Genomic DNA, 25,895 nt, shown 5'->3' with positions numbered 1-25,895 from the left:
GGTTTTGGCGACAGGCATTTCCGGAGGCGCGCCCGGTTCAGACGCAGTTTTTGCAGGGCAACGCTCTCCCGATCAACGACGTTTCCGTCGGTGAGTGTGATGTGTGGTTTCGGATACACTACTTGCGCTCGACCTGTCATAAACTGTCACATTGTTGCGTGAGCTCATAGTCCATGCGATCCGATCTCGTTATCGTGACGCCTCGTTTTCCCAAGGATCGGCGCCTCAACGAAAAGGGATCATCATGAACATCAAGAGTATCCTCCTTGCCTCTGCAGCCGCTATGGCAGTGGTTTCCGGCGCTCAGGCTGCTGACGCGATCGTCGCTGCAGAACCGGAACCGGTTGAATACGTCCGCGTCTGCGACGCCTACGGCACCGGCTACTTCTACATCCCGGGTACGGAAACCTGCTTGAAGATCAACGGTTACATCCGTCTTCAGGTTGACGTTGCTCCGAACGCAAGCTCCATCAGCGCGAGCGGCGGCGGTTCTGTTCCGAATGATTCCGACTGGGACGCCCGCACGCGAGGCCAGGTTCAGTTCACGGCCAAGAGCGATACCGAATACGGCCCGCTCACCGGTCTCGTCGTCATCCAGACGAATGCCGACAATGCGACAGACCAGAAGGCCCAGCTCGACTCCGCCTATATTGATATAGCCGGCTTCCGCGCTGGTCTCTTCTACTCCTGGTGGGACGATGGTCTCACCGGCGAAACCGACGACATCGGCTCCCCGGTCACCCTGCATAACTCCATCCGTTACCAGTATGAGACGAGCGAATTCTACGCCGGCATCAGCGTCGACGAACTGGAAGATAGCCCGTTCTACCATGGTGAAGCCGCCAACAACTGGGGCGTAGGAGTCGCCGTCGCTGGCAGGGCAGGTGTGTTCACGTATCAGGTCACGGCTGGTTACGACACCGACAATGAAGAAGGCGCCGTTCGCGCCATGGGTACGGTTCCTATCGGTCCCGGCATTCTCAGCCTCGCCGGTATCTACTCCAGCAATCCGAATGCCTATTACAACAAGGCTGAGTGGGTTGTCGCTGGCGAGTATGCTGTCAAGGCGACCGACAAGCTGAAGTTCACTCCGGCGTTCCAGTATTATGGCCACTACGGCATCGTCGGTGACGAATTCAACGACGACAACGATGCCTGGAAGGTCGGGTTGACGGTCGACTACCAGTTCGTCGACAATTTTGCTGCGAAGATCTCCCTTCAGTATCTCGATCCGGATGGTGCCGAAGACGTCACGTCGGGCTTCCTGCGCCTGCAGCGCACGTTCTGATCCGAAATCCGGGCTCTCGGCTGTGACGAGGCGCGGATGATAAAGACGAAGGCCTCACCAGCAGCGGGGCCTTCTTCGTTTGCTCGCCGACTATTTTTGCCGGTGATAGACAACCGTCCATGCACGCGCCTCCCACATCACCTGCCAGACCGCGCGAGCGAGCGACATCGATAATGTCTTCGCGGCCAATGGTCGGATCTTCCCTGTTCCAGGTGGTACCGAGCCCAGATCAACACTCTTGGCTCCTCCAGGTCGAACCCGCACGAAGCCGATGCTAGTTGAATCAACGCCTGAATCGGCTGCCCTACCTGTCGCCGAGATGCCAGGCCTCGAACAACGGGCCAGAGACGCCTTGCACCGGATCGGTTTCGGGCAGCGCGACCTCGGCGATCGTTTTGAGGAATTCTGCGGTCGCAGCGCTTGTCTGAACGTCAGCGTGTTGGCCTGGCGGGTAGGCACCAACCACTCGAAAGTCGCTGCTTGCGCCCAGGTTTTGATGTCCCGTCCCCGCTGGAAGGACGAGACAATCTCCCGCGTGTACCTCGAACACTTTACCGGTAGGGCCGCCGATCAGAAGTTTCGCCGTTCCTTTTCCGATACCCAGCACTTCGTGCGCACCCGCGTGATAGTGTTGATAATCGAAAACACCATCGCGCCAGACACCTTCCCATCCGTGCGAGGTGAATAGACGCGCGAATTCCTCACAACCATCATCGCAGATGAAGATTTCACGATAGACGATAACCGGAAGCGTCTGGTTGTTGGGCACCCAGTCGCTTTTATCAAAAAAGATCGTTTGCGCTTCCATGTCTTCACCCATCACAAGAACAATGCGGAATAATACACCCGCGGAGCGGAAAGCCCGGCACTGGGGCCGGGCCTCGCTTCAATCCCGATGCTCGGGCATGTCTTTGAGCTGATCCTTGGTCCAGCCAGTCACGGCGTGAATGACGCCGTCCTCATCTCTCATCCAGTCGAAATCCTTGAATGGGACGGCAACTGGCTTGGCTCCAATACCGAGAAAGCCGCCCACGTCGATAACGGCGAGGCTGGTCCCGTGGATGTGATCTATCGTTCCAACCTTCTGGTCATTAGCTCCGTAGACGGTCGCGCCTTCGAGGTTTGTCGGGGTGAGTTGATCCGGTGTCAGCCGAACATGATTGCTATGGTCCATGAGATTCCTCCTTTGTTGTGTGAGGCATGAACCGCACAAGCTCTCATTTGTTCCTCTTTGCCTCGGCAGGCGGCGCTCTCTGTTCGCCGCAATGCTTGACGTCACCGCCGCGCCAAGTAGCTTTTATGCTAAATTAGCTTTGCACAAATCCACCACGTCGAGCGAAACAGCCATGGCAGCTGGAAACAAACCGTCCCAGGCGGCAGCACCACAGAAACGTCGCCACAAATTCAATCCCAAGCGAGACCCGAAGCCACAGGTACTCGCCCAAGCCAATCGCACCGTTTTACGGATGGCTTCTGTGGTCGTGGTTGCATTTATCGTCGTCGTCGTCGCCGTTCAGGCATTCTGGTAGCTGCCCACGCGGTTCCGAGGCCATGAGCTCGAATGTGATAGGCCATGCCGATTCCGGATCGTAGGACCGGCAGTCAATGGCAATGCGGAATTGGCCTTTTGCCACCTAGCATGCAGGAATGTCCCTGTGGCGCTCGTTCCCTCGAAGTCGGCGGCGATCCTCTGCATAATCACATCTGTAGCTGCACGCGGTGTCAGCGCGCATCCGGCAGCGCACTTCGCACGATCTAGAACGACCATGAAAATGTCCATGGATCATACCTCGTTGATTTGGCCATGGATTGTCTCCTTTCCGCGCATCCGGTCCCGCCAATTCCGCACACCCATCGGCACGATGCCGAATTCGGCCATCAGCTCTGCGGCCCGCCGGCTGCGGAAGAACTCATATTCTCCCGTCCGGAACGCCGCATCGCTCGCCATGTGCTCAATCTCGCCGGGTGCATTGAAATGCAGCGCAAGCCAGCTCACGCCTTCTGGCACACGAGCGATAGGCCGCCTCGATGCCCTGCGGCCATGCCCAGGGCGTTTCCAGTTGTAGGTCGACAATCGGATTCCCGCGCTGGCGCGCCCTTCCCGATGCTGCGTCGAATTCCGCAGTCGTCACCGGACCGACATAGTCCATTACGGAGAATGTCATGTAGTCCTTCATAAGCAGGATCGGCAGGCGGTAATCGGCACCCAGCCGCTCGTAGACGGTAACGAACTCGGGCATCATCGCGGTACCCATGTGGCAATCGAGGTGGGTCACGTCGATGCCTGCAGCAAGCGCCGCCTCGATCTGGGCGCGAAGCTCGCGCTCCACCGCCGCCGGATCGGCGTTGCGGCGCACGTCGGGCACCTCGGCCCAGAAATAACCCGCGGGATCGGTGAGGCCCTTATCCGAAACACCGGTCAGCGGACGCCAGCGATAGGGCTTCATGTCCGAGTTGAGGGTCAGGTGCACGCCGAGATCGAGTTCCGGATTGTCGCGGGCGATGGCAGCGATTTCGGCAAACCACGGGCACGGCACCATCACCGAGCCGGCGGTGCACAGCCCCAGGCGGGCGAGCTCGCGGAAAGCAGTATTGGCGCCGTGGCTGATGCCGACGTCGTCTTCGTGAACGACAACGAAACGGGAATTGGATTGCGAGGACATTCTGGTCACCCTTTCTCGCGGCCGCCGCGACATGCGCCGGCTTCATCGAGTTCGGGGGACCAGGCGCCGTAACGCCGGATTCCAGGACGCTTCTGCGACGTCCCTTTTTCGCTCCGGACCGAGTTTGCACCCTCAGGTCCGGGCTTGCAAGTCGAACGGGCTCCGCCCAGGTCTGCAGGGTCGGACACGAGGGGATATTTCGTCTTGTCACTCCCTGCGGCAGGGCGATCGAATAAGGAACTATTCCTCGCGAAATGCCCGGCTGAACTGATCAGTGAGCGGTTTGGCGAGAAACGACATCGCTGTCCGTTCTTTGGTCGAGACGAAGACTTCAACAGGCATGCCGGGAAGAAGCTTCTTGTTTCCAAGTCTTGCGAGCTCCGTTGCGGTCACGGCTACGTCGGCAAGGTAGAATATCTGGCCTGTCGCTGGATCTGTGCTGGTGGCTGCGGAGACGTAAGCGATGCTGCCGTCAAGTTCGGGCGTTGCACGCTGGTTGAAGGCGGAGAACCGCAGCCTGGCGTCCTGGCCGATGAAAACCTGGTCGATATCGGTGGGGGAGAGCCTCGCCTCTATCTTCAGCGAAGCGTCGGCCGGCACCAGTGTCACCAGCTTTTCAGCCGGTGTAATGACGCCGCCGATCGTATGCACGAAAAGCTCGTTCACTGTCCCGGTCAGTGGCGCCCGAATATCTGTCCGTGACAGCCGGTCTTCGACAGCGATCCGTCGTTCCCGCAATTCGGATAGCTTCGGTTCGACGACACTCAGCTCTCGTTGCGCCTCGGTGCGCGCAGCTTCATCGATGGCAATGATCTGGACCTGGATCTCACTCATCCGCGCTCGCGACCGTGCAATATTGGCCTGAATCTCTCCGCTCTCTCCCGTCAGCTTCGCGAGTTCGCGGTCGATCACGTATTTGCGGGACGTGTCGACGAGTTTCTTGTCCGCCAGGCCTTTGATCTTGCTATGTTCGACCCTCACGAGATCGAGTTCATCGGCCTTTGCCTGATGCTGCGCGACGAGGCCTTTCAGTTCCTCCTCAAGTTGGGATATTCCGTACTGGAGCTGCTGTTTCTGATTTTGCCTGTTGCGACGATTTCCATCGAACAATCGCAGCTCGCCGGATGAGATAAGGGGAAACTCAGCGCTGAACGCAGGCTCGAAAGCGAGTTTCTCCTGATTGTCCCGTTCGGCGATCAGACGCGCCTGGCGTGCCGCGAGTTCGACGAGTTGCGTCTTGACGATCGACAATTCGGCGCGCGTCTGGGCATCGTCGAGGCGCAGCATGACCTGCCCCTTGCTCACGACGTCCCCTTCCTTGACTGCGATCTCACTGACGATCCCGCCATCGCGATGCTGGATCGACTTCAGGTTTCGATCGACCTTGATGACGCCTGACGCGATGATCGCGCCTTGCAGCTGGGTCGTCGCTGCCCAGCCGCCTGCCCCTGCAAAGAGCAGGAGGCCGAGCGCTATACCGGCAAGAACTCGCGATGTGACAGGGAAAGTGTTGTTTACCTCGGGTGAGGGAGCAGATTGAGTTTTCGGTTGCTTTGCAGACACGTCTTGTCTCCCCTCAGGTATTCTCGACGATCACGAGGAGATGGTGCCCCGTCAGATTGATCGTCATTTCGTAATGCTGATCCTTGTCCATATCGACTTCGATGAAGGTGCGGCTCATGTCATCCGTTCCCTCATGACGTACACGTATCGGCAGGGGCTCGGAATCGGCCTTCTCGCCGTAAATATCCTCGAAGCGATCCTCCAGCCCGTCCATGACCTCCTCGAAGATCTTGTACTTGGACACGTCGATACGGTCCCCGACCATGAAGTCCAGAATCTGATGGACGACCTCGGCACTTTGGCTTGCAGGAACGCTGAACTCGAACGTGTCGCTGCCCGCCCCGCCCTCGACGACAATAGCCACCGGGCCGGCCCGGACGACGTCATCGCCCGAACCACCGATAATTTTTTCAAATCCGTCGATGCTGTCATGACCGACATCGAAACCGGTGGCCTTGCCTGTTGTCAGGTCGATAAGCACGCCGTGGGCGGCCTGGGAATAGTCGATCGTGTCGAAACCGTCCTCACCCCGGAAGTCGTCATCCGCCGCATCGGCAGCCGCGGCGACCGTGTCATCGCCCTTACCGGCGAGGATACAATCGGCATCGTCGCCGTCGCGCAGAAGGTCGTCACCTTCGCCGGTACTGATGATCTCGAAGTTGCTTATTCCATCGGTGCCGATCTCCTGGCCGGATGCGCTACCAGCAGCGAGATCAACGACGACGGACATGAGTGCGGCTGAATAATCGAGCGTGTCCATTCCGCTTCCGCCATCGTAGCTATCTGCCACGCAATCGAGGTCGCCTGTGACGACATCATTGCCATCGCCGCCGTTGACGACATCCGAAGCGCCTCCGCCGCTCAGATGGTCATCGCCGCCGTTGCCATGAATTTCTTCGGCCCCGGCACTGCCAGTAACGGTGTCATCGTTTGCGCCAGCGCGTATGATTTCGAAGTTCGAAATCGAGTCGGTGCCGATCTCGGCTCCGGAAGCGGTGCCATCTGCCAGATTGATCTCGGCTACCTCCACAAGCGCAGAATAATCGAGGCTGTCGATCCCGGCTCCGCCGTCGTAAGTATCGTTCACCCGGTCGGCATCACCGGCAACCGTGTCGTTGCCATCCTCGCCATTGACCGTGTCCTCGCCGCTGCCGCCGCGCAGCACATCGTTGCCGGTGCCGCCGGCGAGGCTGTCGTTTCCATCTCCCCCCTCGAGAACGTCGTTGCCGTCATCGCCTTTCAAAGCGTCATTGCCGGCGCCGCCGTGCAGGATGTCGCCATCGGCACCGCCGCTCAGCAGATCGTCGCCGGCGTCTCCGAAGATACTGTCGCGACCCTCCTCGCCATATAGGCGGTCATCGCCGGCGCCTCCGAAGATGTGGTCGTCGCCGAGACCGGCGAGAACGATGTCATTGCCTCTGCCCGCAAAGATCGTATCGTCTCCGCTGCCGCCAACGATATTGTCGTTTCCATCACCGGCATCCACGGTATCGCTTCCGTCTCTGGCGTCGATATTGTCATCGCCGGCCAGTCCGTCGATATCATCGACGCAACTGGTACCGACCAGCAGGTCGTCCCCGTCAGTACCGGTTATTGGTGCGGTCTCGACGACGGAGAAATGCGCGGTTTGCTGCACCGAGGCGGTGCCGTCGGTAATCTGGTAGTGGATGGTCACGGGACCAAGCCCTTCGGCCTGATAAGACCATCCACCGTCTGCCTGCACCAGCTTGCCGGATGAGACTTTGATGTCCTTGACCGACAGTGCGTCCCCATCGGGGTCCGATGTGCCGCGCAAAAAATCGGCCAAGCCGATCAAGGCAATCGTGCAGCCGGAAACATCGGCGAGTGTCACCGGGTTGCCGACCCGTGGCGCGCGGTTGTGTGCCTTCTCCTGTTGAACCGGCTTGTCCTCTTTCGCCTGCGGTGTCGCTGAAGCGGCTCCGTCGGCGCCTGTCCAGGCCTGATCCTTGGACATGCGCACCGGAACGGTTGATGCTGGCTTGGCGACGGTCCAGGCATTGTCGTTGGATGCGTGGAAGGAAACGGAGATCCCGCCTGACGTTTTCAGGAGAGCAAGGCTCGGCAGGTTCAGCCTGCCGAATTCGATCGGCGGCGAGTCCGATTGCAGGTAGCTCACGGCGTTCTTGTGGTTTGACAGATGCACTCCTCCCGCCTTTCTTGGAGGCGGTGCCGCTTCCTCCTCGATCGCTGTTCCTGCCAAGGAGCCAGTAGTGGCGGGATCGGTCGCAGGCAGGCCCTCGTCGGCATCCGTGGACGGGCGCTGAGCCGCCTCTCCTGCCGGCAGGCCTTCGTGCTGCCCTGACAGTGCGCTCTTCAGATAGAGCGCGAATCCTGTGAGAAAGAGCGTCAGGAACATCGGCACTTTACTGTTTTTGTCCTCATTCTTGAGAACATAGCGATCGTGCGCGTCGTGATCTTCCTTGACGGGTTTGGTTGCCTTGACCTCGATCATTCTGACATCCTCGCTGTCATACGCGAGCCGACCTGTGTTGCGGCCGCAGGTTTGCTGCCAGTGTCCGCAACCGATGGCTTGAGGATGTCGTCCTTGGGTCCGAACGCTATCATCTTTCCATTCTGGATGACGGCAACCATATCAACGGCGGCGAGTGCGCTCGGCCGGTGAGCGATGACGATTGCGATGCCACCGCGGGCGCGCACTGCCCTGATCGTCTGGGTGAGTGCTGTCTCGCCCTCGCCATCAAGGTTTGAATTGGGCTCATCCATGATGACGATGAAGGGATTGCGGTAGAGCGCCCTTGCAAGACCGATGCGCTGGCGCTGCCCGGCAGAAAGCGAGATACCCTGGGGCCCGAGGGCTGTGCGGTAGCCATCGGGCATGCGCACGACCATCTCATGAATACCCGTGGTTTGAGCGGCTTCGACGATCGCGCGCGGATCGACCTGAGGCTCCAGGCGCGAGATGTTTTCCTCGATCGTCGCGTCCAGGAGCGCCACATCCTGCGGCAGGTATCCGACGTGCTGGCCGAGATCCGCATCCGACCATTGCGTGAGTTCCGCATCGTCGAGCCTGACGCTGCCGCGAAGGGTCGGCCAGACACCGGTCAAGGCGCGTGCGAGCGTCGTCTTGCCGCCACCGCTTGGACCGATGATGCCGAGCGCCTGGCCTGCGGCGATCTCGAAGCTGACTTCGCTGAGAAGGACCCTTCCCGAGCCAGGCGCAGCGACTGTTATCTTCTCGACCTTCAGCGAGTGGGCAGGCGCTGGCAGCGCCATCGGCGCAACTGTGCCCGAAAGCGCGATGACCGTCTCCTTCAGCCTGTTGAAGGCCGTACGGGCGGCGACAAAACCCTTCCAGTTGCCAATTGCGAGATCCACGGGCGCAAGCGCGCGTGCGGAGGCAACCGAAGCGGCGATGATTGCACCCGCCGACAACTCTCCCTTGATCGTCAACCAGGCGCCGAGGCCAAGCACGGCAGACTGCAGGATCATGCGAAGCACACGCGAAATCGCTCCGAAGGTACCGCTGATATCGTTGGTGCGGGTCTGCAGCTCGAGATGGTCCTGATTGGCGCGGTTGAAGCGATCGACCGCGCGCCCTGCAAAGCCCATCGCCTTGAGGATATCGGCGTTGCGAGCATTGGAATCGGCAATGGCGTTGCGCTCTATCCCCGATTTATGCGTGGCGCTCGCCAAACGGCGCGTCATGAGTTCCGCCACGATCGTCAGTATCGAGAGGATGAACGCGCCGGCGAATGTGAGTGCTCCGAGATAGGGATGGAGCATGTAGACGAAGATCAGATAGAGCGGTACCCATGGCAGGTCGAATAGGGCAACCGGGCCTTGACTGCCGAGGAAGGCACGAACCGTATCGACATCACGTCCACGCTCCAGCGATTCAGCTGTCGAAAAGCCAAATCGCGGCATGTCGATCGCGACCTGATGCGCCATGGGAGCGATCCGACTGTCGAGCCGCGCACCCATGCGCACCAGAATTTGCGATCGGATGATGTCGAAGAATCCCTGGAACAGATAGAGGCCGATTGCCAGTGCCGAAAGTCCAAGGAGGGTCGGGACACTGCCGCTGGTCAGCGCACGGTCATAGATTTGCAGCATGTAGAAGGAACCGGTCAGCGCAAGAACGTTGATAACCCCTGACGTGATGACCAGGAACACCAATATGCCCCTTAATCCATGGGTCAGTTTCCCGATCTGTTTGCGCTTGCTGCCGGTGAGCGGAGTTTTGGGTCGCATATCGTTCACCACTTCCTGCTTATATTGAGCTAAGCGGCGCGCCGGTCTGACCGGCGCGCCGCGTTTGGCGCATTACAGATTGAAGTCCGAAGTGGTGAGGTTGTGGTTCCCCTTTACGCTGAGGCGAAGCTCGGCACTGCTGTCGCCGTCAACGCTTGCCTGGACGACGGTGTAATCGCCATCGTCACGGGTCTCGTGGGTGACGATGAGTTGCGCAGCGCCGCTGAGCGTGGATCCGGCGACCAGTGTGAACGTCTGATTTCCGGAGACACCGTTGTTGGCGTCCGTGGCGCTGAGGTCGATCTTGTCTCCAGGCTGGAAGCCGATGATTGTATCGCCATCCGCATCCTTTTCGGACTGGAACACGAACCTGTCGTTTCCGGCCCCGCCATCCATGATGTTGACGGAAGCATTGGCCGTGATCGTGTCGTTGCCTGAGCCCGTGACGACGTTCTCTACGCTCCAGAGCGTGTCGTTGCCGGATTGGCTGCTCGATGCACTTCCTCTGCCCTTGAAGCCGCTTCCGAGATCGACCGTCAGGTTGGCGGTTATCGCCGCCATGTCCAGTGTGTCGCTGCCGGCATCGCCATAATAAATGTCGTCGCCGTCGCTTGCCTCGGCGATGAACGTATCGTCGCCGTCGCCGCCATGGGCCGTGTCGTTGCCGGCGCCACCGGAGACCATGTCGGCGCCCTCGTCGCTGAAGATGCGGTCGGATCCCGCATCGCCATAGAGCATGTCGTTTCCACCGCCGCCCATAAGGTCGTCATTTCCGGCGCCGCCGAAGACCATGTCGTTGCCTGCCTCCCCACTGAGGAGGTCGTCACCGTCATCGCCCCGCATGATGTCACTGCCGGCGCCGCCGGTCGCCACATCATTGCCGGCGAATGCGACGATCATTTCCCCACTTGCCGTGCCGACAAGCACATCGGCGGCGACAGTGCCGACGATCGTGGTTCCCGTTGCTGCTTCGGGAACGGGTGGTGTCGGCGTTTCCGGCGTCGGCACCTCTTCTTCTGCATCGACCTCGCCGTTGAATTGCGGCAGGCCACCTTCGCTGGTGAAGCGAATGCTGTGCTGGCTGCTTGTCATTGTGGTCACGCCGTTTTCATCCGTCGTGATTTCGTAATCATTGGCACTCGTGCCCGCGGGCAGGTCGATGACGTCCTGCGGTCGCAAGGTGCCGACGATCGTGTCATTGCCACCGTTCGAGCGGAAAACGATGCGGTGCGCAGAGGTGAGTGCCGAGATGTCGATCGTGTCATCACCGGCGCCACCATCAATTGTGATCGTGTTCAGTCGCAGGCTTGTTGCCGAGAAGTCGCCGATCACCTGGAACGTATCGCCTCCGGCAGAGCCGGGTCCGGACGGATCGATACCGTTGATCCGGATCTCTTCGATCTCGCGCAACTCGGCGATGACAGAGGTGGCAAAATCGGTATTGGCGCCCCGCGTGATGACGATCTCTGTAGCGGCATTCAGGCTTGCGCCATTGTTGCCGGCCAGTGCGTCCCATGCAGCGCGGGTATAGATACGGTAGGTTTCTGCGACCGCGCTGTTGCCCGTGATCACGAAAGTGTCCCCGGCCTGCCCTTCCGTGCCGCCATTGACGATGTCGCGCCCGTCGGAATTGGCCAGCGACGTCGCTGTCGCGTTGTTGGCGTTCCAGTTGAACGTATCGTCACCGGCATCGCCGTTGAGGGTATCGTTGCCTGTGCCGCCGTTGACGATGTCGTTGCCGGCTCCGGCATTGACGGTGTCGTTGCCGCCAAGCGCATTGATCGTGTCCGCACCAGCGGTGCCATTATGCGTCTGGCCGGCTGCAGCGCCGTTGATCACGTTTCCGGCAGTTGCGAGCGTGAAGTCGGAGATGTCGATACCGGCATTGTTGACCCCGTTGATCTGGATCGTGCCCTGGATGGTCGAGGCCGGCCCGTTCTCCCGGATGGTAATGATCGTGTTGCCGCCGCTGGCGGATTCGAACACCCGATTGGCGAAGTTCGCCGCCGTTATCCCCAGCCCGCTGAGGTCGATGCGATCCTGGTTCGCCGGCGTGCCGCCGGTGGCATCGAAACTATTGATGATATCGGCTCCGAAGCCGGTCGAATTGTAGACGATGGTGTTGACGCCGCCGCCTACATCGATCGTGTCGTTGCCGGCACCGCCGATGATGGTGTCGTTGTCGTCACCGCCATTCAGCGTGTCGTTGCCGTCGCCGCCGTCGAGCAGGTCAGCTCCGGCGGCACCATTGAGCGTATCGTTGTTGCCGCCGCCGAAGAGCTGGTTGGCGGCGCCATTACCGTTGATCGTGTTGGCGAGCGTGTTGCCGCGTCCGGTGACCGCCGCGCCGATGAGATTGAGGTTCTCCACCTCGGCCCCGAGCGTGTAGTCGACGCTGGAGTCGACCCGGTCCGTGCCGCCTGCCGCCAGTTCCGTCACCACGTCGCCGGCATCGTCGACAGAATAGATGTCGTCCCCGACACCGCCCAGCATGGCGTCGGCACCAAGGCCGCCGTTCAGCGTGTCATTGCCGCCAAGCCCCGTCAGCGTGTCAGCGAGATCGCCACCGGTGATGACGTTATTGCCATCGTTGCCGGTGCCGACGAACTGGTCGGCGTCGACACCCGTATAGGTCAGGTTCTCGACATTGGCGAAAGTGGCCAGTGTGTAGAGTGCCGCTGTCGTCTCGACCGTGTCGGTACCGCCAGCCGCGGCCTCGACGATCAGATCCTCGCCGGTATCGTCGACATAGGTGTCGTTGCCTGCGCCACCGACCAGCGTGTCGATATCGTCGCCGCCGTCGAGCGTGTCGTTACCGGCGCCGCCGACGAGCAGATCCTCACCAAGTCCGCCATTGAGCGTATCGTTGCCCTCATGGCCGAACAGCAGGTCGAAGCCGGTATTGCCGGTCAGGGTATCGTTAGCCGTCGTGCCTGCGAGTGCCGTGTTGATGCCGACAGCCGCCGTCCGCTCGCCGTTGTCATCCGTGCTAAGCGCATAGTCGCCGGTCAGAACATAGCCTTCGAAGGTACTGCCGTTGAAGTTGATGAACTCCACCGCTTCGCCGGCGGTGTCGAAGTGATCGGTGACGGTTGCCTGCTGGCCGTTGAACTGGATGACCAGGTCGTCGTTGCCGCCGCCGGCGGTCACTTCGAACATGTTGAGCCCGGTAAGAGCGGCCGGTAGTGCCGGCGGCACGGTGCCTCCGACAGTGATGCGGTCGGTACCGGCTGTTTCGTTGATGACGTCGATGCCGTCGCCGAGATTGATGACATAGGTGTCGTTGCCAGCGCCGCCGTTCAGTGTCTCGGTGGCGCTGGAGAAGGCGATCGACAGGTTATTGATCCCGACAAAGTCGCCGCTGTTGTTCGTGCCGGCCACTACGAACCTGATTGCCGAATTGGCACCGAACGGTCCGTTCAATGGCAAGTTGATTATCGATCCTGTGTTGGATGCGCCGGTTATGGTCTGGATCGTCTGATTGAAGTTGACGCCATCGGCGGCAAACAGAACCGTGACCGTTTCTCCCGCGTCGAAGCCGCTCTCATTGTAGGTGTAGCTGATGGTGGCGCTCGATGCGCCCGACAGATTGACGGATCGGGTGATCGTCGCCGTGCCGTTGCCCGGATCGTTGTCATCATCGCGCAGGCGCAACTCGTTGGTACCGTCGTCAATGCGGATCTGGCCTGCGGCTGCGCTGTTCGTATTGCCGTTGTCTCCTGTTTCAACCCAAGACGTGGCCCATACTGCCGTCCCAGTCGATCCATTCAGCACGGTGTTGTCGAAATTATCGGCATAAGTGCCTGAGGTGCCCGCCGTGCTCGGCCCACCAACGAGGATGTCGTTGCCGTCGCCGCCGTTGAGGACGTCGTTGCCGCCGAGGCCTAGCATCAGGTCGTCGCCGGTTGTGCCATTGAGAACGTTGTTGCCTTCGGTACCGACGATTATGCCGACGGTGCCATCGGTAAATTGCAGGCGCTCCACATTTCGCAGCCGGTCGGAGCCATCGAGGTTGAGCTCGGTAACGTCTGTGACGGTGACCTGCCCATCGGCAGTCGCGCCGAACGTATAGTCGCCCCTCGCACCCTGGAACACTGCCGTATCGACATCACCAGCCGTCGTATCGGTCCGGATGGTCCGCACGATCGCCAGTTGGCCAGGGTTTATCGAACCGTTGAACATCGCGGCAGCCAGCGTCGTCATGCTGTTGTGCAGCGCGATCGGCTGACCGGTATGTTGCGTGTCGCCTGGTGCAAAGACACCGATCTGGACGTCGAGCCATTTGTCGCCGTCGATAATGTCGTCTCCGGCAAGGCCTTTCATGATGTCACTGCCGTCGCCACCAAGGATGATGTCACCGGCGCTGAATTCCGTCACTCCCGCGCCAAGGATTTCCTGGAGGCCCTGGATGAGAGCGATGCCCTCGGCCGTCAGCGCACTGCCCTGATAGCCCTCGGTGCCGCCCTGAGTAGCGGGGAGCCGCTCTGCCGCGAGCGTGTTCGTGCCAGTCAGGACATCGCCGAATTTCGTGCCCGACAGACCTTCGACCGACTCGTATTCGTCGAGCGCAGCATTCTGGGGAAGTGTTGGTGCCTCGTCAAAGACGATCGGGATCGACAGATCGGCGTTCACGAAGTTCGGGTTGTCCTTGTAGGTCGCCCAGTCAAAACCGGACATGCCCACCATCTTGCCGCGACCGGCGCTGCCGACGAAGATATCGTCGCCGCCCTCGCCGATGAACTCGTCAAAGCCGCCATCGCCCAGGAACACATCGTGGCCATCGATCTCGTCATGCGAGAAGATTTCGTCGAAGTTATCCCCGGGTGCACCGTCGAATGTGCCGGTTTCGATCCAGTCGTTGCCCTCATTGCCAAGGATGCGTTCGGCATTCTTGTTGCCATAGATGAAGTCATTGCCGGTGCCGGCAAAGACTTCCGAGCCCATGTCCGTGCCCAGGAAGATGAAGTCCTGGCCGTCATTGCCCATTACGAGGTCGAGACCAGGCCCGGCATGAACCACGTCATTGCCCTTGCCGGCCTTGATATTGTCGTCGCCGCCGCTGTCGACGATGATGTCGTCGCCGTCGCCGCCGTTGATGATGTCGTTGCCGAAGCCACCTTCAAGCCGGTCGTTGCCGCCATCGCCGAATAGCGTGTCGTCACCGATACCTGCGATTATGGTGTCATTGGCTTCAGTGCCACCCATGACCACATGGTCGCCGCCGGTGTAGCGCAGGTAGTTGGTGTCTGCGCCCGGTGTTGCCGGATTGTTGCGGATGACAAGCTGCGTCAGGATGCCGTCGCCGACCGGATCGGTGCTCTCCAGAGTTCCGTCGCCGTCGAGATCGTTGAACTGCCGGGTCTGGTTGACCTCGAGAATGAGACCGGGGGTCGAGAAGACATCGGATGGCAGGTGGGTCGCATCGGTATTGCGCATGATCATCGCGGCAAAGGAGTTGTTCTCCATCTCGCCGAAGAGATGCAAGCCATCGAGGCGCTGCAGATAGTAGAAACGGTCGCCGTTCTGCAGCTTTTCCATCTGCATTTCGAAAACGAAATTGAAGGTCGAGCCAAGCATGCCGCCGAAGGGCATGATCGCTTCGGCCAAGCCGCCGATCCAGAGATCGACATCGTTGAGGCCGCCAAGCGAACCGCCGGCATAGGCCCCGGTTGCGTTGAGGAAGTCGAGCCGATCGAGCGGAACCTCCATTCCACCGACCGACACGCCGGTGATTAGGGTAAGTGCGGCGTTACGTTTACCCTCAAGTGTCGTCTCGTCGGTGATCAGGGAATGCGTGCCGTAAGCCGCGACGAAGTTGATGATCGAGGCCTCGTGCTTCAGGTGGCCGGCGAAATCGACCCAGCTCTCATAGGGCTTGAGCAAGACATCCTGATTGGTGGCGTTGTAGAACTGCGTACGGGCCGCATTCAGCGACGGTACGCCGGTGTCACGCCCGCGGGCCAGGTTGATGGTGGCAAGATCGAGCGGTAGGCCGAGCAGGTTGTTGCGCAGGGCGCTGGTGACGAATTCGTCGATCTCATTGCCCGCCTGCCGCGTCATGCCGCGAACGATGGCGCCTGCGGAAATATCGGCATCGACAGTTTCCGTGCCGCCGTTGTTCTCGAACTGCAGGGGATTGAGGAAACCTTCGATCAGGCCGATATGGTCTGGGTTGAAGTTCGGATCGAAACGGTCGATCGATTCCGTCAGCATTGAGTGGCCGAAACGATAGACCACATGCGCGAATTCGGCGACGATCGACGGATCGATGGTGACGTCGTAGCCGTCGGGAACCAGGAAGACGTTGATGTTCGGCTGGATCTTGCGGGCGAATTCTTCGAATACGAGATGCTGATACTGCATCTCGGTGCCGAACTTGGCAGCCTGGAAGAGGCGCTCGCCGTCCCAGACGAGGCCAGCCGCCGAGGCTGGAACCTCGGCAACGTCGTCAATGAGCCATTCGTTCAAAAAGGCCACTGCCTCTGCCTGTGACGCGCCGCCACCCAGCATGGCAACGGCATCCGTGAACACAACATCCTTGGTGTGTTCCACCAGCCGGTTGTGCTCCGAGTGGAACACGTGGTGCACCGCAGTCAGGCCGATATTCTCGTTGGCTCGGCCATCGCCGGCGACATAGTGCGCATCGAGCAATTCGTTGTCGTAGACTCCAGGCTCGTTGCCCGGGTTATCAAGTCCGATCTCGATGTCGCCGTCGGCCAGTCCACCCGGCACCGCATTATGCGCGATATCGGCAAGGAAGGCGTGGCCGGTCAGGATCGCATTTGCCGGCACGGCAACGCCCAATCCTCCATTGGCCAGAGGATTTCCTTCGACAAGGCCTGTGGTGGTCACCATCTGCGGGAAACCATTCGGTCCGCGGATGAATTCGCCATAGGGGTCCGTGGCGAGCAACGGAACGTTGCCGACATTGGCGTCGGCAAGCTGGATGCCCAGCATGGAAGCGGCCTGCGCCTTCAGGTCCGCCCATGTCGCCATGCCGCCATTGCCGCCCTCGATGAGCTTGCCGGTCGAGACCGGGTCGCCGGCAGCGTTAAATACATAGGCCCTGAGGAAGACTTGATGAGACGGATGGGACGTATAGGTCTGATTCTGATCGACGAATGAGGTCGTCGTGTTTACCGGACGATCGGTATTGTCGGCAGCTTCGTTGACGGCCGTTGCCGGGTCGTCATTCATGATGCCGTCGGCGCCGGGGCCGGCAAGGGTGGCGCGTGTGAGCACCATAAAATTGGTGTCGCTTCCTTCGACATAGAGAGGATCGTCGGGCATCAACGGGATGAAGACCGTGCCATTGCCGCCCTTGGCGACGAGGTCGAGACCGTGATCGAAGAATTGGCCGAAGAGGGTGAACCAGGAATTGAACGGCGCCGACAGGCCCTCGTCAGGCGCGGCATTGGTGATGACAACATTGACGCCTTCGAGTTCGACGCCGTTTGCCTCGAGCAGAGCCATCAAAGCGTCATCTTGCGCATCAAGCGCCGCTTGCGCGGTCGCCAGATTGGCCGCGGTCGCGGTGGCGGCGTCCTGCAGGGCCTGATTACCGGGGCTTGCGGACGCGGCGGCCTGTGCCTCGGCGTTTAGCCGCTCGGCCGTGCCCACGTCGTTGAACAATGGACGCAGCGGCTCGTAGGCCGCCGTGATCTGGGCGGTCACAGTCATCTGCTGCGCTGCAGGGACAATACCGGCGCGCTGCAGGGCCGTCAGGATCGCCGAAGGATTGCCGAGCGTCTGATCGACGATCAGGTTGGAGATCGTGCGGACCGTGGGGTCGAAGACGTCGCTAGGGCCCGCCGTGCCGGGTCCGTCATTGTCGACACCTGGCTGGTAGGTCACGGGAACCAGGGCGCCTCCCGGTCCGCCAGGCACCATGACCGTCTTGAACTGCGTGCCGAGGTTTTCGGGAAACTCGTTGTCGGCCGCACCCCATTCCGGATGCAGCGGATTGTTGTATGTGCCGTCGACAGTGCGCAGGCCCCAGGCGAGATTATAGGTCGGGATCGAGCCGCCGACTCCGAAAAGCGGCTTTGCCACGTTGTTCGGATCGCCGGTCGATGTGCCTTGCCGGAAAGCGGCATCGGCTTCCGCAATTTTGATCTGCTTCAAGATGAAATCGAGATCCGATCGAATATAGGTGACCATTTTACTCCCCCCTTTGGATTGCTCAGGAAACGGTTCGTTCCGGCAATGCTTCTTTCCGGCCTGCGATGGCAGACAGAGGCAGCTCTGCTGCAGATCTTCTACCGGCGTTTCGGAGATGAATTTGCGAAAGCCGATAGAAAATCTTCAGGATTGTCTGCGACGATCAAATATTGTCTTTTGGCAAGGCGAAGAGATAGTTCCAAAGGTCCGCAGACATTTACGGACTTTGGTCTTCAGGAGGCCGGGACGTTAGGCCCGGAAGAAAAAGTGACTTTCGTCCCGTTTAAGAAGATCTGCGGCGGCTTGAGTTCCAAGATCCTGGCAACTTGGCACAGCCTTGATTTGACGAAGCAATTTTTGATTGTGGCGGGACTCGTCATCTGCAGTTCGATGGCAATCCTGGGAGAGTGGCTTAACGGCCAGATTGCGGCAAATCAGCTGAGAAGTCGGGCCGAATCCGGCGCCCTTTACATGGAGGGCTTTCTTGCTCGTCACATCGAGGGAACGTCGAGCGACCCCCAGGTGGCCGAAGCCCGCCGCAAGGAACTCGACGATCTGTTGATCGGCACCGATCTCGCGCGCCGTGTCGAAGGCTTCAGGATCTGGCGCAGTGATGGGGCAGTGATCTACAGCACCGACAAGTCTCTCATCGGGAAAACTTTCCCGTCGTCGGATATCGACCTGGCCTTTTCGGGCCAGGTCGTCGCCCAGCTTGAAGACGGCCATAACGACGGTGAGGAAGGAGAGGCGACCACCGGCCGACCGTTGATCGAAATCTACGCGCCGATCTATCGCTCCGGCACGCGCGACATCATTGCCGTAGGAGAGCTCTACGAGGATGCCGCCGAATTCGTGGTCCAGCGAGCCCGGGTCCAACGTCAGACCTGGGCAATCGTCGGCGCAACAACACTGGCCATCATGGCGTTGCTGTTCCTCATCGTTCGACGGGCGAGCAATATCATTGCCAATCAAAGGATGACGCTGAAATCACAACTGACCGAGGCTCAGACGCTGGCCAAGCAGAACACCGAGCTTCGCAAGGCCGCCGATCGGGCGCGCATGGATGCCTCTAAGTCCAACGAGCAGCTTCTCAACCGCATTGGTGCGGATCTTCACGATGGTCCTGTTCAGCTACTCAGCCTGCTGATCCTCAAGCTTGGAGAAAATACAGAGGCACCGGTTTCATCGACCCCCGCGACCGTCGAGAACGCATCCGGGGTGCAAGAGGCCGATCTTGCTCCCTCACGTATCGCAAGCCAGGTGCTTACAGAGTTGCGTGAACTGTCGACAGGGCTGGTCTTGCCGGAGATAGAACATTTGCCGCTGAAGGCGGCCCTGCGCATGGCGATCGACCGGCACGAATATGCAACCGGTTCGAAAGTTACATCGGAGTGCGACGAGTTGCCCGAGCGTGTCGCGCATCCTTTGAAGATCTGTCTTTATCGGGTGGTCCAAGAGGGGCTCAGCAACGCATTTCGGCATGGCGGCGGCCGTGACCAGCGGGTCTCTGCTTCGGCAGACCTGTCGGCCATCACTGTCGTCATTGCAGACGGCGGCCCGGGCTTTGGAAAGAGCACCCCGAGAGGGAACCACAGACCGCTCGGCCTGCAGGGCATCCGCAATCGCGTTGAGGCCTTCGGCGGTCGTGTTCAGATTCGCCACGGCCCGCGCTCGGGAACCGAGCTTGAGGTCGTCGTGCCGATGGAAGGCAACAGTATCTAGTGGCGCTGAATGGTGTCTGTTCCACTCTCAAGCTTTTGAGCGGCGAGTAGGACTTCCAGCCGATTTCGCGCGTTCAGCTTCTGCATGAGTATCGTCATGTAGTTCTTCACAGTCTTCTCGCCGATCTGCAGGTCGGCTGCGATCTGACGGTTCGTGAATCCCCGCAACAACATGCGGATGATCTGGCCCTCGCGGATGCTGAGCTTCACTTCCGTACCCGTCACTTTTCGCAGCGAGGCTATCTTGAGCTCTTCTATGACCTTGCAGGCAAAGGCGGGAGTGATGAACATATCGCCACGGTGGACGGTTGCGATGGCCTGGATGAGCTCCTTGGCGCTACTGCCTTTGAGCACATAGCCGCTAGCGCCGGCATTGAGTGCTCGCACAGCGTAATCGCTGCCCGTCATGGCTGTGAAGACCAGGATCTTTGTTCGTATTTTTTCGACAAGTTTCGAGATCGTGTCGAACATGTTTCCCGGCATTATCAGATCGACGATAAAAACGTCGGGCGCCAGGCGCAGGCCAATCTCCAATGCCTCCTCAGCGCTCGACCCGGTCGCTGCGACAGCAAATGCCGGCTGCTTCCTAAGGATCTCCGTCAATCCTGCCAGCATTAGCGGATGGTCGTCGACCAACGCTACTGAGATTGGACTCATATTATGCACCCTGTACCCAGCAATTGCTTAATTTGTATTCGCAATTTAATTTCCTGTCTATGTAGCCATTTATGGCTATTACTCTCATGGGTGGAGTATAATTCCAATCGCATACCACCCTTGCCGGAGCTGCGTTCAGTCGAGGCGCAATCCCAAGTGTGCCTCCGGTATGGCGGATCGTGTCGTCGCCGGTGCGCGTATTCCGCGAAGGCAACCCTGACAGCGCGAACTTTCCGCGCCGGTCAAAAACGCTTGCTTATTTCGGGCTCGACCGCGACGAACTGAGCAATGGAAATCTGGTGGAGACGATCAGGGCACGTCCTACAACGTCGAGAGCCGTCACCTTCGGGCGGACGGCACCCTCTCGGCACCGGTGGAGGATGCCGCAAAATCGGCAGACTTGGAACGATAAGGCTGCTCTAAAAACGTTTGAAGCAGGACACCCGACAGTCAATCTTCTATTGGAAATGAAAAGCCAGCTTTCACCCGATCCATCACCACCATTGTCTTGAAACCCTTGATATCGTGGTTCTCATAGAAGAACCGGCGTGTGAAGGCTTCGTAGTCTTCCATGTCCTTCGCCGTAATCACCAGGATGAAATCGGCATCACCCGTCACGTAGTAGCCGATCATCACTTCCTTGGTGGCGCGGATCGCCGCCTTGAAGCGATCGACGATGTCTGCCCGTTCGCGCTCCAGAGAGACAAGAACAATCATGGTGATACCGCGCCCGGCAGCCTTGGGCGAGACGATGGACACGTCTGCCTCGATCACTCCTTCCTCACGCAGCCGCTTCAGCCGTCGCTGACAGGCAGTTGGCGAGAGATTGACGATCTGTGCCAGTTCTTCCGAGGTTAGGCGGTTGTTCTTCTGGACGGCGTCAAGCAGTGCGCGATCGGCTCTATCGAGAGTGGTCATGCAGAAATCCTGCGTTAAGTGTGCAAATTAAGCCCAACTCCTGCAGAGAACCTCAATTCAATGCAGCCTATCGATTATGATGCACGGCTAGTCTCCTTGTAAACCCACCTGGAGCTCCGCATGAAGGGTATCGCCAGCACTGCGCTGAAAAACCTGCAACGACCCGATCTGATCGAGCGCCGCGCGTTTCTCGACGGCAACTGGGCACACCGGCGAGAGACGCTCAGCGTCATCGATCCGGCAACCGGTGAGCACCTCGCCGAGGTCGCGGCCTGCTCGCTCGAAGATGCCGATGCCGCCGTCGACGCCGCGAAACATGCCTTTCTCGATTGGCGTGACAGGCTCCCGGTCGAACGGGGCCAGATCCTGCGTTCCTGGAGCAAATTGATGCGCGACAACGCGCAGGACCTTGCTGTCATCATGACCGCTGAACAGGGAAAGCCGCTGGCAGAATCGTTTGGCGAGATTTCCTATGCCGCAAACTTTCTCGACTGGTTCGCAGCTGAAGGCGAGCGTGCCTATGGCGAAACGATGCCGAGCCACCTGCCGGGCAGCCGCCTTTCAGTGCAGATGCAGCCGCTTGGCGTGACGGTTGCGATCACGCCGTGGAATTTTCCCTCTGCGATGATTACCCGCAAGGCGGGTGCCGCGCTCGCGGCCGGCTGCACGATGATCGTCAAACCCGCCCCGGAAACACCTCTATCTGCGCTTGCTCTGGCAAAGCTTGCTGAGGAGGCCGGGATGCCCGCCGGCGTATTCCAGGTTCTCACCGGGGAAGCGGCCCCGCTTGCGCGCCGCCTGCTCGAACACACGGATGTGCGTGCCTTTTCCTTCACCGGCTCGACGGAAGTCGGGCGGATCCTGCTGACGCAATCGGCAGCGACTGTGAAGAAGGCCTCGCTGGAGCTTGGCGGCCACGCACCTTTCATCCTGTTCGACGATGCCGAGCTTTCCAAGGCTGTGAGAGGCTGTATGGGCGCAAAATTCGCGACGTCGGGACAGGATTGCCTCGCCGCCAACAGGATTTACGTCCAGCGTGGGCACTATGATCGTTTCGTCGAAGCCTTCGCCAGGGCGACCATGGAGCTCAACGTCGGTCATGGCCTTGCAGCCGGCACCGATATCGGGCCGATGACGCGCGCTTCGGTTGCCGAAAAATGCCGCCAGCAGATTGCGCAGGCGCTTTCAGCCGGTGCGCGTCTCGTCTGCGGCGGACAGGACAGCCCGCTTGGCGGCAATTTCGTGACACCGACCGTGCTCGCCGATGTCACTGACGAGATGCTGATTGCCCGCGATGAGACCTTCGGCCCGGTGGCAGCGATACTGCCCTTCGATGACGAGCAGGAAGTGCTCGCACGTGCCAATGCCACGGAAATGGGGCTGGCTGCCTACGTCTACACCAACGATCTCAGCCGCGCGATGCGTCTCACCGACCGGCTCGAATACGGCATGATCGCCGTCAACACACCGAAATTCACCGGCGCCCCGATACCATTCGGCGGCTGGAAACAATCGGGCCTTGGTCGCGAAGGTTCGCGCCACGGCCTCCTGGAATATCTCGAAGCAAAATATGTCTGCTTCGGCAACCTCGCTGCATGAAAGGATCCGCGCCATGACCGTCAATCCCAATCAGATCGCCGAGATGGACCGTAATTCGGTCCTGCACCCTTTCACGCAGCTCAAGGATTTCGCCAGCGGCAAGATGGGCGATCCGACGATCGTCGAAACCGGCAAGGGCATCCGTATTCAGGATGCGCACGGCAAGCAGCTGATCGACGGCTTCGCCGGTCTCTACTGCGTCAATATCGGCTATGGCCGTACCGAGGTCGCCGAGGCCATTTCGCGCCAAGCCTATCGCCTCGCCTACTACCACACCTATGCCGCCCACACGACGGATGAGCTCGCGATCCTTTCCGATCGGCTGGTGAAAATGGCGCCCGGCAAGATGAGCAAGATTTTCTACGGCATGTCAGGCTCCGACGCCAACGAAACGCAAGCCAAGCTCGTCTGGTATTACAGCAACCTGCGCGGCAAGCCGAACAAGAAGAAGATCATCTCCCGCGAACGGGGCTATCATGGTTGCAGCGTCGTCTCCGGCTCCATGACCGGCATGAGTTTCTACCATGACCATATGGACCTGCCGCGTGCGGGCATTATCCACACCGGTGCACCGCATTTCTATTGGGGCGCCGAAGCCGGCGAAACGGAACGCGAGTTTTCCAAACGCCGCGCTGACGAGCTCGAAGCCCTGATCCTGCGTGAAGACCCGGACACGATCGGTGCCTTCATCGCCGAACCCGTGCTCGGCACCGGCGGCATCACGCCGCCGCCACAGGGCTATTGGGAGGAGGTACAGAAGATCCTCAAGAAATACGACATCCTGCTCATCGCCGACGAAGTCATTACCGGTTTCGGACGCACCGGCTCGATGTTCGGATCGCAGCATTACGGCATCGAACCCGACCTGATCACCGTCGCCAAGGGTCTCACCTCCGCCTATTTTCCGCTGTCGGGCGCAATCGTCGGCGAAAAGGTCTACAAGGTGATGGAAGAAGGGGCTGATCGCGTCGGCTCTTTCTCGCATGGCTACACTTATTCAGGTCACCCGATCGGCGCCGCAGCGGCGAACGCCGTTCTCGACATCGTCGAGAAGGAGGATCTGCCGGGGAATGCCCGCACCGTCGGCAGCTATTTCCAGGAGCAGCTCAAGGCCAAGTTTGCTCAGCTCCCGATCGTTGGTGAAGTGCGAGGCGTCGGCCTGATGGGCGCCATCGAATTCGTGGCCGATCGGGAAAGGAAGACACGCTTTGCGCCCGGCATGACTGTCGGTGCACGGATCTCAAAGGCAGCGCGCAGTCGGGGGCTGATTGCCCGTGCCATGCCGCATGGCGATATCCTGGGTTTTGCCCCGCCGCTCGTCACGACGAAGGAAGAAGTCGACGAAATCGTCGCCATTGCTGAATCCGCAGTCCGTTCCGTGATGGACGAATTGATCAAGGCTGGCGAGAAGATCTGATGGAAGCATGGCCGGCGGGCGAGAAACTCTCGCCCGCAACTGCCGATTTGCGAGCAAAGTCGAGATGATCGTGATTATTCTGAAGCAATCACGGCTCGACATGCATAGCGCTTCATCTTTTCAGAAGAAGCGTGCATAATGTCATGAAATGATCGTCCTCAAAACGAGACAATTTCATGCGACGTCAAGCCAATCCGCTGAACACTTCTCCGACAACGGCGACGAAGCCGGTGGTCTGGCGACCAAGTCTCGCCAAGCAAAAAGGCGAGACGAAGCATGCAGTCCTCACCGAGCGCATCATCGCCGATATCGATGCCGGCGTGCTCAAGCCAATGGATCGCATGCCGACGCATCGCGATCTGGCGCGTGAACTTGGCCTTTCCGTCCAGACCGTCAGCCTGTCCTACAAGGAGGCTGAACGGCTCGGCTATCTGAGCGGTGAGATCGGTCGCGGCACTTTCGTGAAGACACGGGTTACGGACCGGGCCGGGCGCATGATGCTTGATCATAGCGCCAACGAGGTGCTCGATCTTTCCATTATCCGCGGCGTCTATCTCGATGCACATGAGACCGCATCGCGCGAGATTCTTCGTGAGCTCGCCGATGGCGACAATGCAAGCTTCATGCGCCCGTGCCGCCCCGTCGCAGGCCTTGATCGCCACCGAGAAACGGCGCGCGCCTGGTTGCGCATGCTCGGCGTCACTGCCGGGGTAGAGCGCATCCTCGTCACCAATGGTGCTGCCCATGCCATTTTTCTCGCCTTAAGCTGCATTGTCCGCTCCGGAGACGTCGTCTTGTGTGAGAATCTCACCGATCATGGCATCATCGGGCTTTCGAACGTCCTTGGCTTCAGCCTGAAGGGTTTGCCGACAGATAGTGAAGGCATTTTGCCCGATGCGTTGGAGGCCGTTTGTGCTGCAGGCGGTGTCCGAGCCCTGGTGCTGGTCCCGACTCTCAACAATCCGACAGGTCATGTCACGGGCGCGGCCCGCAGGAGCGAGATAGCCGCGATTGCGGCACGTTATAATATCTTCGTCATCGAAGATGAGGTCTATCGCCCGTTGATCGAGGAAGACCTGCCGTCGATCACTGAGATGCTGCCCGACCTCGGCTTCTTCGTCACGAGCTTCACCAAAGCGGTGCTGACTGGGTTGCGCGTTGGCTATCTCGTTGTTCCACCCGCCTATTCCATTCGCGCCGCCTCGATCCTGCGTGTGTCGAGCTGGAGCGGGACCTATCTGACCGGCGAAATCGCCACGCGTTGGGTCGAGAACGGCACGGCTCAGCGGTTGGTCGAAATCCAGCGTGACGAAGCGCGAGCGCGCCAAGCTATCGCCAGTGAAATCCTCGGAGACCATATCGCCTCCAGTCATCCGCTCTCGCTCTGCGCCTGGCTCAAGGTTCCGCCGTACTGGACCGAGGACGGGCTGGTCCGTTCACTGACCAACCAGAATGTCGCGGTCACGCCGTCCGAACCCTTCATTGCCGGCCCTGGCCATGGCGGCGGCATTCGCATCTGTCTGGGCGGACGCATGAACCATGCAAGCCTGGCCAGGGCACTGACGATCGTACGGCAGGCCTTCGAGCAATTGCCACCGGTCTATGACATCGGTGCCATCGGGTAGAGTCCGCCCAAGACAATCATTGAATCATTACAATAAAATAATTGACATGAT

At 59.8% G+C, this 25,895-nt stretch carries 17 protein-coding genes; 7 read left to right on the top strand and 10 right to left on the bottom strand.

The features are described 5' to 3' along the window. Positions 1–244: 244 nt before the first annotated feature. Complete coding sequence (locus AC1DF8_RS17780) at positions 245–1,288, top strand: porin (RefSeq protein WP_478154311.1); 1,044 nt, start codon at positions 245–247, stop codon at positions 1,286–1,288. A gap of 304 nt (positions 1,289–1,592) precedes the next feature. On the opposite strand, the gene AC1DF8_RS17775 is transcribed toward AC1DF8_RS17780, so the two are convergent. Beyond that, the gene (locus tag AC1DF8_RS17775; RefSeq protein ID WP_478154310.1) at positions 1,593–2,096 is read right to left on the bottom strand and encodes a cupin; all 504 of its coding nucleotides are present in this window, start codon (positions 2,094–2,096) and stop codon (positions 1,593–1,595) included. A gap of 78 nt (positions 2,097–2,174) precedes the next feature. After that, on the bottom strand, positions 2,175–2,462 hold the full coding sequence (locus tag AC1DF8_RS17770) for a PRC-barrel domain-containing protein (protein ID WP_478154309.1): 288 nt from the start codon (positions 2,460–2,462) through the stop codon (positions 2,175–2,177). Between the two features lie 91 nt (positions 2,463–2,553). Here AC1DF8_RS17770 and AC1DF8_RS17765 point away from each other — a divergent pair, with 91 nt between their 5' ends. Together AC1DF8_RS17765 and AC1DF8_RS17760 are read left to right on the top strand one after the other, a co-directional pair. Beyond that, positions 2,554–2,817 carry a hypothetical protein gene (locus AC1DF8_RS17765; protein WP_478154308.1) on the top strand — a complete coding sequence of 88 codons (264 nt, stop codon included), beginning with the start codon at positions 2,554–2,556 and terminating at the stop codon, positions 2,815–2,817. A gap of 44 nt (positions 2,818–2,861) precedes the next feature. Next, entirely contained in the window at positions 2,862–3,047 is a 186-nt protein-coding gene (locus AC1DF8_RS17760; RefSeq protein ID WP_478154307.1) for a GFA family protein, read from the top strand. Between the two features lie 24 nt (positions 3,048–3,071). On the opposite strand, the gene AC1DF8_RS17755 is transcribed toward AC1DF8_RS17760, so the two are convergent. The 6 genes from AC1DF8_RS17755 to AC1DF8_RS17730 form a co-directional block, all read right to left on the bottom strand. Further along, on the bottom strand, positions 3,072–3,236 hold the full coding sequence (locus AC1DF8_RS17755) for a hypothetical protein (RefSeq protein ID WP_478154306.1): 165 nt from the start codon (positions 3,234–3,236) through the stop codon (positions 3,072–3,074). A 4-nt stretch (positions 3,237–3,240) separates the two neighbouring features. After that, a complete protein-coding gene (locus AC1DF8_RS17750) occupies positions 3,241–3,951 on the bottom strand; it encodes a ChbG/HpnK family deacetylase (RefSeq protein ID WP_478154305.1) in 711 nt (236 codons plus the stop codon). A 240-nt stretch (positions 3,952–4,191) separates the two neighbouring features. Next, positions 4,192–5,514, bottom strand: coding sequence for an HlyD family type I secretion periplasmic adaptor subunit (locus AC1DF8_RS17745; protein ID WP_478154304.1), 1,323 nt, complete (start codon positions 5,512–5,514; stop codon positions 4,192–4,194). Positions 5,515–5,527: 13 nt separating this feature from the next. Then, complete coding sequence (locus AC1DF8_RS17740) at positions 5,528–7,987, bottom strand: calcium-binding protein (RefSeq protein ID WP_478154303.1); 2,460 nt, start codon at positions 7,985–7,987, stop codon at positions 5,528–5,530. Continuing rightward, the gene (locus tag AC1DF8_RS17735) at positions 7,984–9,747 is read right to left on the bottom strand and encodes a type I secretion system permease/ATPase (protein ID WP_478154302.1); all 1,764 of its coding nucleotides are present in this window, start codon (positions 9,745–9,747) and stop codon (positions 7,984–7,986) included. Before AC1DF8_RS17735 ends, AC1DF8_RS17740 begins: the two co-directional genes overlap by 4 nt. Before the next feature lie 72 nt (positions 9,748–9,819). Beyond that, positions 9,820–17,907, bottom strand: coding sequence for a peroxidase family protein (locus tag AC1DF8_RS17730; protein ID WP_478154301.1), 8,088 nt, complete (start codon positions 17,905–17,907; stop codon positions 9,820–9,822). On the opposite strand from AC1DF8_RS17730, the gene AC1DF8_RS17725 reads away from it, so the two are divergent. Next, positions 17,827–19,629: a sensor histidine kinase gene (locus tag AC1DF8_RS17725; protein ID WP_478154300.1), complete on the top strand. Its 1,803-nt coding sequence runs from the start codon at positions 17,827–17,829 to the stop codon at positions 19,627–19,629. The genes AC1DF8_RS17730 and AC1DF8_RS17725 overlap by 81 nt on opposite strands. On the opposite strand, the gene AC1DF8_RS17720 is transcribed toward AC1DF8_RS17725, so the two are convergent. Continuing rightward, positions 19,626–20,285: a response regulator gene (locus AC1DF8_RS17720; RefSeq protein WP_112542104.1), complete on the bottom strand. Its 660-nt coding sequence runs from the start codon at positions 20,283–20,285 to the stop codon at positions 19,626–19,628. The genes AC1DF8_RS17725 and AC1DF8_RS17720 overlap by 4 nt on opposite strands. 450 nt (positions 20,286–20,735) lie before the next feature. After that, positions 20,736–21,203, bottom strand: a complete 468-nt coding sequence (locus AC1DF8_RS17715) for an Lrp/AsnC family transcriptional regulator (protein WP_112542103.1) — start codon at positions 21,201–21,203, stop codon at positions 20,736–20,738. A gap of 120 nt (positions 21,204–21,323) precedes the next feature. Between AC1DF8_RS17715 and AC1DF8_RS17710 the strand changes: the two genes are divergently transcribed. From AC1DF8_RS17710 to ehuR, 3 genes are all read left to right on the top strand, one after another. After that, entirely contained in the window at positions 21,324–22,802 is a 1,479-nt protein-coding gene (locus AC1DF8_RS17710) for an NAD-dependent succinate-semialdehyde dehydrogenase (RefSeq protein ID WP_478154299.1), read from the top strand. A 13-nt stretch (positions 22,803–22,815) separates the two neighbouring features. Beyond that, positions 22,816–24,219, top strand: a complete 1,404-nt coding sequence (locus AC1DF8_RS17705) for an aspartate aminotransferase family protein (protein ID WP_183879911.1) — start codon at positions 22,816–22,818, stop codon at positions 24,217–24,219. 176 nt (positions 24,220–24,395) lie between these two features. After that, positions 24,396–25,844 carry a MocR-like ectoine utilization transcription factor EhuR gene (gene ehuR, locus AC1DF8_RS17700; RefSeq protein ID WP_478154298.1) on the top strand — a complete coding sequence of 483 codons (1,449 nt, stop codon included), beginning with the start codon at positions 24,396–24,398 and terminating at the stop codon, positions 25,842–25,844. The last annotated feature ends 51 nt before the right edge of the window (positions 25,845–25,895 follow it).

The organism is Rhizobium sp. 05N49, from assembly GCF_056396805.1.
This window is presented reverse-complemented; position numbering and strand designations above follow the sequence as displayed.